13 protein-coding genes and 1 pseudogene are annotated in these 15,900 nt (G+C 35.0%); 9 read left to right on the forward strand and 5 right to left on the reverse strand.

Annotated features, from left to right (window positions below; all coding sequences use genetic code 11):
• Positions 1-496 precede the first annotated feature (496 nt).
• Positions 497-1,882, forward strand: coding sequence for a tRNA uridine-5-carboxymethylaminomethyl(34) synthesis GTPase MnmE (mnmE, locus tag ODE14_RS00890; RefSeq protein WP_263602586.1), 1,386 nt, complete (start codon positions 497-499; stop codon positions 1,880-1,882).
• Between the two features lie 651 nt (positions 1,883-2,533).
• Here the strand turns inward: mnmE and ODE14_RS00895 are convergent.
• Both ODE14_RS00895 and ODE14_RS00900 read right to left on the reverse strand, forming a co-directional pair.
• Entirely contained in the window at positions 2,534-2,713 is a 180-nt protein-coding gene (locus tag ODE14_RS00895; protein WP_263602587.1) for a bacteriocin-like protein, read from the reverse strand.
• Positions 2,714-2,833: 120 nt separating this feature from the next.
• A pseudogene (locus tag ODE14_RS00900) lies at positions 2,834-3,082 on the reverse strand (peptidase domain-containing ABC transporter); the annotation flags it as partial.
• Positions 3,083-3,298: 216 nt separating this feature from the next.
• On the opposite strand from ODE14_RS00900, the gene ODE14_RS00905 reads away from it, so the two are divergent.
• The 5 genes from ODE14_RS00905 to ODE14_RS00925 all read left to right on the forward strand — a co-directional run bounded on the left by ODE14_RS00905 (position 3,299) and on the right by ODE14_RS00925 (position 7,610).
• Positions 3,299-4,051 carry a helix-turn-helix domain-containing protein gene (locus ODE14_RS00905; protein ID WP_263602588.1) on the forward strand — a complete coding sequence of 251 codons (753 nt, stop codon included), beginning with the start codon at positions 3,299-3,301 and terminating at the stop codon, positions 4,049-4,051.
• A gap of 22 nt (positions 4,052-4,073) precedes the next feature.
• Positions 4,074-5,237, forward strand: a complete 1,164-nt coding sequence (locus tag ODE14_RS00910; RefSeq protein ID WP_263602589.1) for an FAD-dependent oxidoreductase — start codon at positions 4,074-4,076, stop codon at positions 5,235-5,237.
• Positions 5,238-5,382: 145 nt separating this feature from the next.
• On the forward strand, positions 5,383-5,838 hold the full coding sequence (locus ODE14_RS00915) for an Hsp20/alpha crystallin family protein (RefSeq protein ID WP_072884239.1): 456 nt from the start codon (positions 5,383-5,385) through the stop codon (positions 5,836-5,838).
• 90 nt (positions 5,839-5,928) lie between these two features.
• Entirely contained in the window at positions 5,929-7,080 is a 1,152-nt protein-coding gene (locus tag ODE14_RS00920) for a cation:proton antiporter (protein WP_263602590.1), read from the forward strand.
• Between the two features lie 281 nt (positions 7,081-7,361).
• Positions 7,362-7,610, forward strand: a complete 249-nt coding sequence (locus ODE14_RS00925; protein ID WP_263602591.1) for a hypothetical protein — start codon at positions 7,362-7,364, stop codon at positions 7,608-7,610.
• Between the two features lie 246 nt (positions 7,611-7,856).
• On the opposite strand, the gene ODE14_RS00930 is transcribed toward ODE14_RS00925, so the two are convergent.
• On the reverse strand, positions 7,857-8,201 hold the full coding sequence (locus ODE14_RS00930; protein ID WP_263602592.1) for a helix-turn-helix domain-containing protein: 345 nt from the start codon (positions 8,199-8,201) through the stop codon (positions 7,857-7,859).
• 1,127 nt (positions 8,202-9,328) lie between these two features.
• Between ODE14_RS00930 and ODE14_RS00935 the strand changes: the two genes are divergently transcribed.
• A complete protein-coding gene (locus ODE14_RS00935) occupies positions 9,329-12,271 on the forward strand; it encodes a sensor histidine kinase (protein ID WP_263602593.1) in 2,943 nt (980 codons plus the stop codon).
• Here the strand turns inward: ODE14_RS00935 and ODE14_RS00940 are convergent, their stop codons facing one another.
• Entirely contained in the window at positions 12,272-12,925 is a 654-nt protein-coding gene (locus ODE14_RS00940; protein ID WP_263602594.1) for a response regulator transcription factor, read from the reverse strand.
• 98 nt (positions 12,926-13,023) lie between these two features.
• The gene (locus tag ODE14_RS00945; RefSeq protein WP_248394189.1) at positions 13,024-13,494 is read right to left on the reverse strand and encodes an Lrp/AsnC family transcriptional regulator; all 471 of its coding nucleotides are present in this window, start codon (positions 13,492-13,494) and stop codon (positions 13,024-13,026) included.
• A 143-nt stretch (positions 13,495-13,637) separates the two neighbouring features.
• Between ODE14_RS00945 and ODE14_RS00950 the strand changes: the two genes are divergently transcribed.
• Positions 13,638-15,023 carry an MFS transporter gene (locus ODE14_RS00950; RefSeq protein ID WP_263602595.1) on the forward strand — a complete coding sequence of 462 codons (1,386 nt, stop codon included), beginning with the start codon at positions 13,638-13,640 and terminating at the stop codon, positions 15,021-15,023.
• A 111-nt stretch (positions 15,024-15,134) separates the two neighbouring features.
• A complete protein-coding gene (locus tag ODE14_RS00955; RefSeq protein WP_263602596.1) occupies positions 15,135-15,881 on the forward strand; it encodes a metallophosphoesterase in 747 nt (248 codons plus the stop codon).
• The last annotated feature ends 19 nt before the right edge of the window (positions 15,882-15,900 follow it).

Here is a 15,900-nt window from a genome sequence, read left to right on the forward strand (position 1 = left end):
TATTAACCCCGCCCGGCAGGAACTGCCGGGCGGGGTTAATTATATGCAACCGTATTTTTACGGTATTTTTTTTAGGGTTTATCCTGAGGATTCGGAAAATGATCTGCTTTATCTTTGTAACAGAAAATGAAACATCATTCATCTTCATATAACTTAGTAAATTCAAAGCAGTAATCACTTCAGTCCCTGAAGTGGTTTTTTTATTGGTAAACTATTAAAAACGGGATGTTGAATTATCGTGCCGATTCAAGTAATGTCTTCCACCATAGCCCGGATTGGAGCAATTGTCTGAGCTCATTTTTTATTTTTCGGTTGCGCGGCTCCTGCCGCAACCGAAAAATAAAAAATAGCGAGTGCGGAAAGCCGGAAAAGCTCCTGATTCGGTTTGAGGGATAGAGCGTGTGATAGTTATAGAATTTTAGGGTTTGAGTTTCGTGAATGATCTCAATAGATAAAGGATATTTTTGTTTGCGGTGAAAAAACGTAAATTTGCACCATGAATAACGATACCATTTGTGCACTGGCTACGGCCAACGGAGTAGGAGCTTTGGGAATCATCCGGGTTTCCGGAAATGATGCTATACCAGTCGTTCAGAAGAGTTTTCCGGGGAAAAATCTGGCAAAACAAAAATCGCATACGATCCATTACGGGTATTTTATGGAGGGTGAGGAAACGATTGATGAGGTGATGCTTTCTATTTTTCTGGCACCCAAAAGTTTTACAACGGAAAACTCAGTGGAAATCGCTTTCCACGGATCTCCGCACATTGGTAAACGTATTCTGGAAACGCTGATTAAAAATGGCGCAAGAATGGCCAAAGCCGGTGAATTTACCCTGCGTGCCTTTATGAATGGGAGAATTGACCTTTCTCAGGCCGAAGCTATTGCCGACGTTATTGCTTCTGAAAATGAAGCTTCGAGAAAAGTGGCAATCAGTCAGCTGAAAGGTGGAATAACGAATGAAATTTCCCTGTTGCGAACCGATCTTCTTAATTTCGTTTCCCTCATCGAACTGGAACTGGACTTCGCAGAAGAAGATGTGGAGTTTGCAGACCGGACAGCACTGACGCAGCTGCTGAATAAAATTGAAGTGAAACTTCATTCTCTGATTGAAAGCTTCCAGTACGGAAATGCCATTAAAAATGGAACTGCAGTTGCTATCATCGGGAAACCAAATGCAGGAAAATCTACGCTTCTGAATGCTTTATTGAAGGAAGAGCGCGCCATTGTCAGCAATATTGCCGGAACAACCCGGGATACGATTGAGGAAATCCTGCACATTAAAGGCCATGCATTCCGTCTTATTGATACTGCGGGACTTCGGGAAACGGTCGACGAAATTGAAGCCATCGGCGTTAAAAAAGCAAAAGAAAAGGTAGAAAACGCGAATATTCTTGTTTATCTTACAGACGCCGGAACAGAAGATTTCTCAGAAGATATTGAAATGATCAAGTCTTTGCTGAGAGACGACCTGAAGCTGATCATCTGCGCTACAAAAATTGATGAAGTCGTTCCGACTCAATATGAAAAAGCAGAAGATGTTTTCAGAAAAGAGATTGCTCACGAGTTCGATTTTATTACCATTTCTGCAGTAGAAAACCAGAACATCCAGGATCTGAAAAACGAGCTGTCTTCATACGTTGAGCAGTTAAAGGCTTCTGAAAATAATGTGGTGATTACCAACCAGCGACACTTCGAAGCGTTGCAGAAATCCCTGAACGCCATACATAAAGTCAACGAAGCCATCACTTTCAGGATCTCTACCGAGCTTCTTGCCTACGAGTTAAGAAACGCTCTGGAGTATCTCGGCGAAATTTCCGGTGAGGTAACGAATGATGAAGTGCTGGGGAATATTTTTTCTAAGTTTTGTATCGGGAAATAATTTAGCTTTTCTGTGATTTATTTCTCTTTATTTTATTTGATTATCAGGTAATTATAAAATTTTCACACTTCGGTGGTGCGTATATTCTGATGAAGCGAATCGTAATGGTAATGATTTCAGAATTGCATATTGATGAAGAGGTGTTCCTTCTGTACGAAATATTTGTAATTTGGTCTTTTAAAACCACGTAACATGTTGTAAGTATTTATCATCAGGAATGAGTGAGATGTTCTTTACTTTTCCTTCAATAATTCCACACCTTATTAAATATTCCTGCGACCGCTGATGCTTTTTCGAGAAAGTTCTGCCTTTGCAAATTCAAGTTTTTTTGTTGCTTTAAGTAGCAATCCTGCTTCTGGATTCTGATATGCTCAGATTGGTAGAAATATTTTCAGGAGCATAAGGTTGCAAACGTGTAAACAAACTCGCATCCTGAAAAGCTTTGCAAAACTATTGTAATCACCCTGAAGTTCACTCCGTTTAAAATGAGAAGCTTCTTTAACAGGAAAAGAAAGCAGCTGATCTGAAGCGATAGAATCTATGAGTTTTTTAAGCTTTAAAACATCCTGATAAAATTATCCAAAACTCACTTTAATTTTATTAAGAGGGTAATCTTTTTTGATTACCCACTTACCCTAAATAATTGTTTTACTACCCGCAGAGCTCGCATGGCTCAATTGGGCATAATACAACAATATTATTTTCACATACTACACAAGCACCATTCCATAAACTTTTAGCACCATTGGTAGCACACCCACAACCAAGACACATAGCTCCTCCTTTAATTGTCCTTAAATTCTCTCTTGATAGTTTTTTTAAATTTTTCATGAAAATTATTTTTTTTGGTTTTTTACTACTCTCTTGTAGCTTTTCGGATAACGCTTTTAATTAGATTCAAATATAAAAAGTAATTCTGACATTGATGAATTATTTTTCACATTTAATTGCCTAATCCAGTTGATTTTTAACGAGTCTATAATATTCTCCTTTTAAAGCTACCAATTCTGCATCATTCCTTCTTCCACGATTTTTTCTTTATCTAAAACAATAATTTTATCGGCATGTTTTACGGTTGATAATCTGTGAGCAATTACAATAGCGGTTTACCTTTAAAAAACTGTTCCAGGGTTTCTATAATTACTTTTTCATATTGGCGTCTAAAGCTGAGGTGGCTTCGTCAAAGAAAATGTATTCCGGATCATGTACCGCTTTTGTACACCGGATAGTACACAAGCCACCATTAATAAAAACTTCTTTAAATACTGTATCAGAAAATAGTTGGATTTTATAATTTATTGTGGATCTTGTATTACCATATTTTTATTTGATGATTTTACTTACTTTTAAAGAATAATCATAAATAAATTTATTGTATGTTTCGATATCACATTATATTTATTCTTTCAATTAAAAATGCATCTGCCACTCCAATATCATTTTAAAAAGCCAGCCGAAAAGCTTGCTGATTTTGTATATGGATTTTCTTCATTAAGCAATATTTCTGAGTGCAAAGAAGGGATCATCATTCCTAACGGCAGAATTGATCTTCTCCTGTGCCGGACAACAGACGGACGGTTTTTCACAGTATTGATGGGCCTTGAGACAAAACCTAAAACAATGCCGCAGCAGAATATTGCCATGTTTTTTTCCATCAGTTTTAATCCGTTGGCGCTGGAATATATTCTCAATGAATCGATTGCTGAACTTATCAACAACGGAAAAGAACTGCCTGAAAATTTCTGGGGGTTTAGGGAAGAGGATCTTAATAATTTTGAAAATTTTTGTGACAAAGCCTCCGATGCAACAAAAAAACATCTCAGTAATTCAATTGATGAACGAAAACGAAATTTATTCCGGCTGATTTTTGAGGCGAACGGTGAGATCAGCATTAAAGAATTATCACAAACCATACACTGGAGTGAAAGGCAGATCAACCGGTATTTCACAAAATATTTGGGCGTTACCTTAAAAATGTACTGCAAAATACTTCGTTTTCAAAAGTCATTGGAATACATCAAAGACGGGATTCTTTTTCCCCAGCTTAATTTTTCGGATCAGTCACATTTTATAAAAGACGTTAAAAAACTTTCGGGTGTTTCGCCAAAAGAACTTTTTAAAAATGATAATGACCGATTTTTACAATTTTTAGTTTTTCCTAAGAAATAACTTTGCAGCATAATTTAAAACTATGCTGATAAAAAACAAATCCGTTGCCATTATCGGCGGCGGCCCCGGAGGACTGACTCTGGCAAGACTTTTACAGATGAAAGGAGTACAGGTAAAAGTATACGAAAGGGATTTTGATAAAAATTCCCGTGTTCAGGGTTCCCTGCTTGATATGCATCAGAATTCAGGACTGGCTGCTATCCATGCTGCAGGTTTGCTGGAAGTATTTAAAGAAAACTTTATGACCGGTGCAGATAAAACTAAGATCATGGATGAAGATGGAAAGGTTTGGTTTAGCGATCATGATGCTAAATCTGATGAAAATTTCGAAGAAGAACACTTCCGGCCTGAAATTGACCGCGGAACTTTAAGAAAAATTCTGCTGAATTCTTTAAATAAAAATACAATAGTGTGGAACAGTCATTTTCTGTCGATGGAGAAAGAAAATGAAGGCTGGATGTTGTATTTTAAAAATCAACCTGCAGTATATGCTGATATCGTGATCGGATGTGACGGAGCAAATTCAAAAATTCGTCCTTATATAACGGAAATCAAGCCTTTTTATACGGGAATTGTAATGTTGGAGGGAAATATTCCGGATGCTGATGTGAATGCTCCTGAAATTAATACAATTTTGAGAGGCGGAAAAATTATGGCTTTCGGAAATCAAAAAAACCTGCTGATGGGACAGAAAGAAAAAGGGGCAATCGGTTTTTATGCCAGTTTTAAAGCCGATGAAGACTGGGCATCCACAAGCGGATTGAACTATTCCGATAAGTCTGAAATCATTCAATGGTATAAAAAGATGTATCCAGAATGGAACAGCATCTGGCTTGAATTGTTTGAAAGTGCGGAAATACCGTTTATTCCTCGTCCAATTTACTGCGTGCCGTTTGATCAGTACTGGAAACCTTTAGAAAATGTCACCATTATTGGCGATGCGGCACATGTTATGCCTCCATTTGCGGGAGAAGGAGCGAATATGGCGATGAAAGATGCGTTGCACCTGAGTGAATGTTTAACATCCGAAAACTATTCGACAATAAAGGAAGCTATTGCCGGCTATGAATCGGAAATGAGAAAAAGGGCTTCTTCAGCTGCAGAAGAATCTGTTAAAAATGGAGAAATCATGCATTCTGAAACAGCTTTACAATCAATGCTGGACTTCTTTGGCAGCTTTAAGTGATTTCAGGGTGAAATTTTTTCATACTGACTGTCAATTTTTCAGTTTAAAAATGACAAAATTTCAGAATTTTTCGATGGTATATTGTTTGTAATGAATAGGTTACGATCATTAAGTATATTGTTTAACCTTTAAAAACTCGTAAATTATGTCAATCGTTAAGAGAAACAATGGCAGTTTGCTCCCTGCAAATCCACGTACACTGTTCGATGACTTTTTTAGCCGCGAACTTTTTAACTGGGGCAACAACAATTTTTCGTCAACACTGACTACACTTCCTTCGGTGAACATTCGTGAAAATACCGAAAATTTTGAAGTGGAAGTGGCTGCTCCGGGAATGGAGAAACAGGATTTTGAAATTACGCTGGAAGGAAATGTACTCACGATTTCTTCTTCACGAAAAAATCAGAAAGAAGAAAAAGATGAGAACTATATCCGAAGAGAGTTCAGCTATCAGTCATTCCGAAGAAGTATTGAACTGGCTGAAAATGTGGTTGATGAAGAACACATTGAAGCAAAATACGAAAACGGTGTTCTGAAACTTACCATTCCGAAATCGGAAAAAGCCAAAAAACAGGCGCCTCGCCTTATAGAGGTTCAATAATTAGTTATTAATCAGTTTATACATTGGTTTTCCAAAAGGAAAACCAATTTTTGTCGTACCTGTTTTATTTGTACTCTAAAACAATAAGCTATGAACGGATTACTTTGGTCGATCTCAATTTTGTGCCTTACCACATTGGGAATTATGTTTGTTCTGAAAAAATTTAATCAGCCTTATCTTATTGCTTATATATTGGTAGGAATTATTCTCGGGCCACACATTTCAGGAGTTTTCACAGATCCTGAGCAAACGGAAACGATAGGAGAAATAGGAATTTTGCTGCTTATGTTTTTCCTGGGAATGGAAATCAATGTACCGGACAACAGAAGCCTGCTTATAAAACCAATAGTTGCACAGCTTATTAAAATTCTTCTGAGTATAGGCTGTGCATTTCTGGTGGGATATTTTGCAGGTCTTTCCATGAACAGTATTTTGCTTATTGCTATTTTATTCATTTTCAACAGTACCGCGGTGGTCAGTGAGTTTTTAAACAAACATCAGACTTTAAAAACAACTTTCGGTATTATGATTTTAAATATACTCATATTTCAGGATCTGCTTCTAGCTCCTGTACTTACTTTGTTGAAAGCTTGGAATAAACAGGATTTTCATAGCTTTACTATCATTTTTCCGGTTGTATTGTGTGGTGTTATTTTCCTCATCCTTAAAAGAATCAGGACTTTCCGGGAAATAAAACTCCCGAAATTCTTCGCCTCAATTGAAAAAGATCATGATCTGCAGGTATTTTTCGGATTATTTATATGTCTTATTTCCGGATTATTGGCTGAGGTAGCGGGAATAAGCAGTGCTTTTGGAAGTTTTATGGCTGGTGTTGTAGTAGGAAGGGTAACAACATTCAGCTGGCTGGAGCATTCATTGGCTCCTTTTAAAGTATTTTTCGTTACATTCTTTTTTGTGTCGATAGGATTAAGGCTTGATATTCCTTACCTTTTTTCCAATTTTAGCATAATTCTTCTGGGGACTTTTTTTGTGTTAGCCAGTAACAGTGTCATGTCTGCAATAACGTTCCGTTTGTTGAAATTCGGGTGGAGGGAAAGCTGGTATGGCGGAGCCTTACTTTCACAAACGGGAGAGTTTGGAATTCTGGCATTGTCTGTAGCATATAAATCAGGAATTATAGAGTACAGCCTTTATAAATCCGGCCTTGGAATTACCTGTCTTTCACTTTTGCTCTCCACGATCTGGATTGCCATACTCTATAATGTAGCGAATCGAAACTAGGAAAAAATAATATGTAAGTAATCAAATAATCTTAATAGTACTAATATTACATGTTGTAAGTTAAATATGTATGTAAAGCCTATAAAGTTTTACAATCTTTTTTTTACAACTTCAATAACTTTATATATATAGATTCTTGCTACAGTATCATTAAATAGGGAATATAAATTTTTTATAACAACTTTGTCGTTGTAAATAAATGTTCTTAATTGGAGATTTCTTGAACATAACCGTAATTTTTTGATATATATATTGTGATTAATATAAAAACATAACCTGAAATGAAAAAGAAATCTAAGCAAAGTGAGGAAAACAATTTTATTCCCAATCTTCAGCATATGAAGAAAGAAGATGTGTTGGCGACATTGGAATCTTATACAAGAGTACTTGACAATGATGATATTTTGATATTTCAGCTTAAAAAAACATGGTATGGAGAGAAAACGCTATTATATGTTTTTTTCAATGAAAATAAAGTAGAATGGTATACGAAAAGATTCCGTCTTTGGTATGAGAAACTATCTCTTTAGCATTTGTACAATCGATTTTTTAAGAAATTTGTGATAATATGAGTAAAGCCTTCCAGAGCAGCAGGAAAAATCAAAACTATCAACCAAAATTTATTTCCGGGTAAAATACATATTGGTATTTTATATCTCTACTATCTCTAGTGTACATCGCTGAAACTCTGATTGTACTTGGAAACATTTTACAGTAAAGAAACTGCTCTGAAAAGGCGGTTATTATATTTTTCAGTGTAATTCGATAGAATGGAATTACAAAAAATTATTATTCTGTGGTAAAGAGAATGTCTTTCTCCACTTACTTACTGTACTCCGGCTTAAATTAAAATGTCTGGATACTGCTACATTACTGAGATTATTTTCCTTTTGATAATTCAGAATTTCAGTAATGGTGCAGCTGTCGTAGCTTTTGTGCTTTTGATTAGTAACATCAGATGCTGTTTTTTTATCAAAAATAATATCATTCAGCCGCAGAACATCCATTGCTGATATTTCGCGTTTATTCAGTATGTGTTCGCACAAAGTATATTTTTCAGGACATTTTTTGCTGATAATATCTTCGAAGATTTTTTTATAATTAGGTACAGATCTTTCCATAAAGTTTTTAATATATTGCTAAGGCTTCTTATACAGGCCGTACAGGAAATTATAAGCCATTTCGTTATCGTGATTTTTAAAGTTTTAAATTCTTTTTTGTTTTCTAAATGAACTCAATACTTACAGCTTAATTTTAGTTAATCACTGTGGATATTCTGCTAGCTGTTAAAGAAAATAGTTAGGGTTCATTTAATGTTTGTTTCAATTGAGAATGTTATGAATATGCTTTATAGAAAGTTTTCAAAACAATGATGTAAACCATAAATATGTTATGAGCTGCGGAACGAACGTAAGATCATCCAATTTATCGTTCCGCAATGAATTCCTTTATTTTGAAATCGTCTGGAATCTCACGTGTGCTCAAACCTTTAAGAAAACTTTTAATGTATGGGAATAATTTTATCTTCATCTTAAAATGCATGTGTTAATGAATTTGTGTTTTTTCATCTAAGTTTCAGAAATGCAGAGTAAGTCTCTGCAATATCTGAATACTTAATTAATCATTATGTGTTTTAGAATCTTATAAGGAAATGTTTTCTTATTTCTCGCAGCAATAAATTTCTATTATTTATGCTTTCTTTTTTTATATCGTACTTTCTTTCTCTGAGATTTTAAAGAATCATTCTGGTGATTGCCGTAGAGTTTTGATAAGGAAACGGTAAAAATCAAAATGTTTCTTCTTAAATCATATAATATTTTCATTGGTTTTAGGTGTCATCTTCAAAACCCTTCCGGATTTTATTTTTCTTATTCCGTTTCAACAATGGCCTATCAGTAATCTAATTGCCCAACAGGCCATGTGATGATCAGGAATCCGAATTTTTTCTCATTATTTGCTTTTTAGGCTTTTCAAGGTTTTTGTTTTTAATTTTTTATATCTGATTCATTAAATTGTTTTACTAATTGCATATTATGGTAAAATAATATGTGAAATATCATAAAAAAATGTATTTTTGATATACATTTTACAGTTGTCATCTATTATTGTTAACTGTAAAACTACAAACACAAAGTTATTTTTATGAAAAGATAGAAGATGTAATACTATTTTAAATTTTAATAAGTATTTGTATGACTTGTTGTAGTATTAGTATTACAAAATATTAACTGTCTTATTATAACACAATATGAAATATCTTTGCGTACTGTTCCTTGTTCTCGTATTCGTTCGGATCTCCGCACAACAGGATAATTATTTTGAAAAATGGTACAATGCTGACGAATGTAAGCTTCCCCAAAATACCATAAAATCAATTGTAAAAGATAAATATGGCTTTATATGGCTCTCTACTGATAATGGTATTGCACGGTTTGACGGAAAGAATTTTCTGACATATGATGTGAATTTACCATCGGTTGAAAACAGAACTCTACTGATAGAAGGCTCTGCGGATGACGACTGGCTGTTTACATTCTACAATTCGGGAGATATTCCGGCTTTGATCAGCCGCAGGGGATTTTCGGTAATCTCTGATACGAATTCATCTTCTTTTAAGCAATTGAAGCCTCATGGTGCAGAGAGCCTCTGGAAAATATTAAAAGAAACGTCTGAAAAAATAAAAAAAGGGAAATATTATTTTTTTATTACAAAAAAGGAATTTTATTATATTGACAATTACAGACTTTTTTACCAAAAGGACGGTAAAAGCCGATTCATTAGAGATTTGAATGGTTATACTTACTTTCGGTTTTTCATTCTGGGAGACCAGTTATTTTATATGAGGAAGCCTTCTTTAATCGAAAAAATAGAGAAAACAGGAGAAATAAAAGAATGTCAGACAGGAATTACAGAAAAAGAAGATTTTGAGTTCTTCATTAACACAGCTAATAAACAGCTTCTGATAAGGAATGATAACAAAGTTTATGTGATTGAACATAAGAATAATACGATATTATCAACTGAGATCTGCGACAGTAAAACGATTAAAAACGTTGCGATCACATGTATGTATTATGATCATAGTACCAGAACACTTATCCTGGGAACAGTTTCACAAGGCTTTTTAGTAGTTAGAGAAAATTTTATCAATGCCTATAACACTCCTGATAAAACGATTTTTCATGCTATAACTCCATATAATAATAAAGAGGTGATTACAGGTGATGGCGATATCTTTAATTGTAACGGATATGTGAAAACTTTTCCTTTTCCAAATAAAGATCCGTACGGAATTCTTCCGCTTAAAAATAAACCCGAATTTCTCCTGAAAAGTGAACATAGTCTCATTCTTTACGCTCAGGGTCAAGCTAAAACGATCCGGAATTTCGGTAAAAATACGGTAGTTCGGGGTATAAGCAGTACGATAGGAAATAAAATATGGATTTCTCTTAAATCAGATAAAGACCTTATAGGCTACATAATCATTGAAAACCAAAAAATTATAAAAGAAAAATTTTATGCGATCAATGTTCCGGTAAGAGGAATCACACAAGTCAATAATGATGAATTGCTTCTTGCCGCACACAACGGACTTTACCTTTTCAATGAAAAGAAAAGCACGCGAAAAACACTTATCAAAAATAGAACTTTCAGAAGTATTAACAACAATGGGGATCATTTTTTCTGGATACAAACCTATGGAAAAGGCCTTTATCTTTATAAAGACGGAAAAATATACGAACCACCACAAAAAAACAGTGTACTTTCAGCGGTACATAGCGTAATTGACGACGGAATAGGATATTACTGGCTTTCATCAAATAAAGGCCTGTTTCAGGTTAAAAAAGAGAACTTTCTAAACTATTATCTCCATGGAAATACCGCTGTATATATTCATAAATACAGCCGTAAAGACGGTCTGCTCACTTTGGAGTTCAACGGTGGTGCGAATATCAACGGATTGATGCATAATGGTTCTATCATATTTCCTTCTATGAATGGAATGGTATATATTAATGCAAGAAATGCTTTTCCTGTTACGCCTGGTAAAGACTATTACTTAGACAGAATTGCCATCAACGAAAAAGAAAAAAATATTTCCGGTATTTTAAATCTTGAAAATAATTTCGGTTACGTGAAAATTTTCGTCGACTACACGAATTTTGGTAATCAGGGGAATGATTACATCGAATATCGAATTGATGATAACAAGTGGCAGCCATTGTCCGATAGCAGGGTAATAAGCATTAACTCACTTACTAACGGAAATCATGAGATTCATGTAAGAAAACTGAAAGATTTTTCTTCCGATTATAATTACAAAACATTACATGTCTTTGTAAAGCCTGCCTTTTGGGAAACTGTCTTATTCAGATTATCCGCAATTGTACTATTACTTTTGATTTTTTACTCGTTTTACAAAATAAGGCTGAAACAAATAGAAAAAGAATCTCTCATACTTAATACTAAAATTGATGAACGTACCAGAGAACTGAAAGAAACCATAGGTTCATTGTCTAAAACCCGGGAAGAACTTTACGCTCAGCTTTACAGGCAAAAAAAACTTGTGGCAGCAATAAGCCATGATATCAAAAGCCCTCTCAAATTTATCAATATGAGTACCGAGATTCTTATGGATAATACTGATGATGACTGCTATGAAAAAAAAGTGATCGGTTCTATCAAAGAATCTTCCGCGCAGATACTTGAATTTATAGATTCCACCATTACTTACAATAAAATTTTTATTTACGATAATCATAAAACCAGGGAAAATATCATGCTGCGTGATTTCGTTTTCCAAAGGATGCGGCTGTTTGCGAATACTGCTGAATTTAAGTCTATACAAATACAGAATAATATAGGCAAGAATGATGTTCTGATAAGTAATCCGGATGTTCTGAGTATTATCATTCATAATATACTTGATAACGCCATTAAATATACAGACCAGGGTTTTATCTATATTTATGGTATTACCAACGAGTGCCGTTATCACCTGGTAATTGAGGATACAGGGTTGGGAATGTCGGAAGAAGAGATTTCAAAACTAAAGCAGGCTGAAGATTTCTCGGGTTCCAGATTAGGAATGAAGATCGTAAAAGAACTTTTACCGTTTATTGATGTATCCTTTAATATTGAAAGTAAAAAAGGGGAAGGAACAAAAATGATTTTAACATTTACCGGTTAATCAGTTCAGATTGAAAAGGTTGAGAAGAGCAGGAATGTTGTTGACTCCCAGTTTTTCGAAAATCCTTGTTTTATAGGTGCTTACAGTAGATTTGTGAATATAAAGTTTGGAAGCAATCTCATTATTGGATAATCCGGCAACAAGAAGTCTTGCAATTTCAAGCTCGCGGATGGACAGCATTTCAATAGGAGATGCATTGCTTTTCCGGATCATATTATCAAGCAGTCTTTCTTTAAGTTCGTCACTTAAGTATTTACCTGTCTCAAAAAACTTGCTGAAAGCCCTAACGATTTCTTCCTGTTCAGAAAGTTTGCTTAAAAAACCATGTGCACCGGCTTTAATAAAATTAAAAGCAAAAATTGTTTCTTCAAGAGCGGAAAAAATGAGTATTTTGATGCTGTCGCCGTATTCAATGGAAAGATTTTCAACAAAATTTAAACTGTTGCCTTCAGGAAAATTAATATCAAGTATAATGAAGTTTATATTCTCCTTTTTAATGATCGATTTACCGTCATTTAATGTTGAAGCTTCAAATATCTCGGTATTGGTGAAATGCTTTCTGATGAGCAGATAAACGCCCTGCCTCACAATACTATGATCGTCAATAATTAAAACTTTTCTTTTGTTGGTCTCCATTGATGCAGTTTTCATCATGTTTACAATTCAAATATATTAATATTTTTTCTAAATCGTGTATATCTTGGGATTTGTGTAGAGAATTTTTGGATAATAATATTTATTCTTCAGAATGATTAAAGAATCTGTACACTTTCTTTAATGCTGTTCATCACAAAAATGCTTTTTGTTTGTCCGATGCCTTCAATTTCCGAGAGCTTATTCACGAAAAATTCATGAAATTCATCCATATTTGGAGCCAGAATCTTCAGCATAAAATCAAAATCTCCGCTGATATTATAAAACTCAACAACTTCTTTCAATTTACCAACCTCTTCTATAAATTTTCCTGCTGTTTTTTTATTATGAATATTAAGCGCGATCATGCAGATCACCATCATGCCTTTATTCACTTTTTTACGGTCTACAACGGTTGTATATTCTTTAATGATGCCTGATTTTTCCATTCTTTTAATGCGCTCGTGAGTCGGGGTAGGACTCAGGTTGATTTTTCCTGCAATATCCCGAACACTCAGTTTGGCGTCTTTCTGAAGAATTCTCAGGATTGCAAAATCTTTTTCGTCCGGAATGTAATTTTCTGTTGCCATATGTTCTGTTTTATATCATTAAAAATCAAATATAAGAATAATTGTTCTTTAAATGTATTTATTTTTTATTATTTGTTCTTAATTTGTGTTTAAATTTTAATGTATGTCCTACAAATGGTAATTTTGCAGCATAAATGAACTATATGGACAGAAAAAAGATCATCTTGATGGTAGCATCGGCAGGAACATTTGTAGAAGCTCTGGATATCGCGATTGTTAACCTCTCAATTCCTTCTATCCAGGAACAGTTTGGCATCGGTACCGAAACCGTACAATGGCTTCAAACATTGTATGTGCTGTTTTTCGGAGGATTTCTCATTATCGGCGGAAAACTTTCTGATCAAATCGGACGAAAGAGAATTTTTCTTGTGGGTTCATTAATTTTTATGCTGACTTCCTTAGGCGCAGGATTATCATCCGGTTTTGAAATGCTGGCTGTTTTTCGGGCTTTGCAGGGGTTGGGTGCTGCATTCATCATGCCTTCTGCGATGTCTGTCGTTACCAATACGTTTACGGGGGATCAGGAAAGAAACCGTGCGGTGGGGATCTTCAGTTCATTTGCTGCCATAGGTTCCGGAAGCGGACTTTCATTAGGCGGAATTATCAGTACTTATCTCAGCTGGCACTGGGTTTTTCTTATTAATGTTCCGGTTTTGGCGGTCACGCTTATACTTGCTTATTACTATCTTCCGAAAGATACCATTATTGAAAAATCAAAAAAAACAGACACTTTATCTGGAATTTTATTGGTGTTGGGACTTCTGAGTCTTACCTACGGAACACACGAACTTATTCATATTCAAGAACAGACCGTAACTGTTGTTTCCTCTTTTTTAATGGCGTTTTCATTATTAACAATCTTATTTTACCGTTTAAGATCAGCATCACAGCCGTTGATTGATTTATCACTGATGAAACACAGATCATTAAAAGTATCCGGACTTGGTTTTGTTGCGTTGGGAGCGTTTTTCATAGGCTTTTTGTTCCTTATTTCACTGATGCTCCAGAAAGATATGAATCATAGTGCTGCTTCTGCAGGATTAATGTTGGTTCCATTTAGTATCATGTCTGCGCTGGTTGCCAAATTTGCTTTGCCGCATATTTCAAAAAGGCTGGATTCTGCTCAGATGGCTATTTTCGGGTGGAGCTTTATGTTAGCAGGCGCTTTATTGCTGCTGATTTCAGTATTTACCGGACATCTTTTGCCTTTGGTTTTAATGGGCGCAGCCTGTATTTCGGGGATAGGCATGACATTCTGTTTTACCGCCCAGTCAGTGTTAGGGGTTCAGGATATTGCGTCTTCAGATTATGGAGTAGCCTCAAGTGTGGGGTCTACAAGTTATTTCTTAGGTGCGGGGATCGGACTGTCATTCATGACTTTAATGAGCCAGATCTTTCCTTCAGAATGGGCAGTGGGAAACTTGAGTTTAATTATTCTGATGATATACGCTTTATCTGCATTGGGAGTATTGTTATATTTTATTTTCAGAAATATAAAAATAAAAGAGGTTGAAATAATTGTAGAATAGCTTTCTGAATGAGCCATTATGATGCAAATTCTTCATTAAAATCTTGATGATCACATTTAATAAAATAAAGAATCGGTGCAAAAAATGCCGGTTCTTTTTTATTTTAGCAGAATGAAAATACAAATCATCAGTGATCTGCATCAGGAATTTGGAGTAACCGATTTATCTTTTGATAATTGCGATGTAGTAATACTGGCGGGAGATGTAAATCTGGGAACCAAAGGAATTGATTGGATTAAAAGCTACATTCGTGACAGGCCTGTAATCTACGTGCTCGGAAATCATGAATATTACAAAGGATCCCATCCTAAAACTTTAAATAAAATAAAAGAAGCGGCCGCGAAATCCAATATTTTTGTCTTGGAAGATGAAAGTATTGATATTGAGGGTATTCGTTTTCACGGAGCAACTTTATGGACAGATTTTTCAGTATTCGGAGATCCCAGATATTACGGTTTTCTTTGTCAGAACGGAATGAACGACTATAAAATGATCCGTCGAGATCCTTCTTATTCAAAAATAAGATCAATTGATATTTATAAAATCCATCAGTTTTCAAAAGCATGGCTGAAAGAAAGTCTGGAAAATTCTAAAAAATTACAAAATATAGTCATTACCCACCATGCTCCAAGCCTTCAATCGGTGCCCGAACATTTTAAAAAGGATACTCTAACTTCTGCCTATGCTTCGGATCTTGAGCGTTTAATTCTGGAATATCAACCTTTATACTGGATCCATGGGCATATTCATACGCCCTGCAGGTATAAAATAGGAGAAACCGAGGTTATTTGTAATCCACACGGTTATATCACGGAAAAGTACAACGGATATGAGAAGGAACTGATTATAGAAGCTTAAAATTTTAATTAAAAGTATC

Source organism: Chryseobacterium sp. PET-29 (assembly GCF_025736815.1).
Lineage (GTDB): Bacteria > Bacteroidota > Bacteroidia > Flavobacteriales > Weeksellaceae > Chryseobacterium > Chryseobacterium nepalense.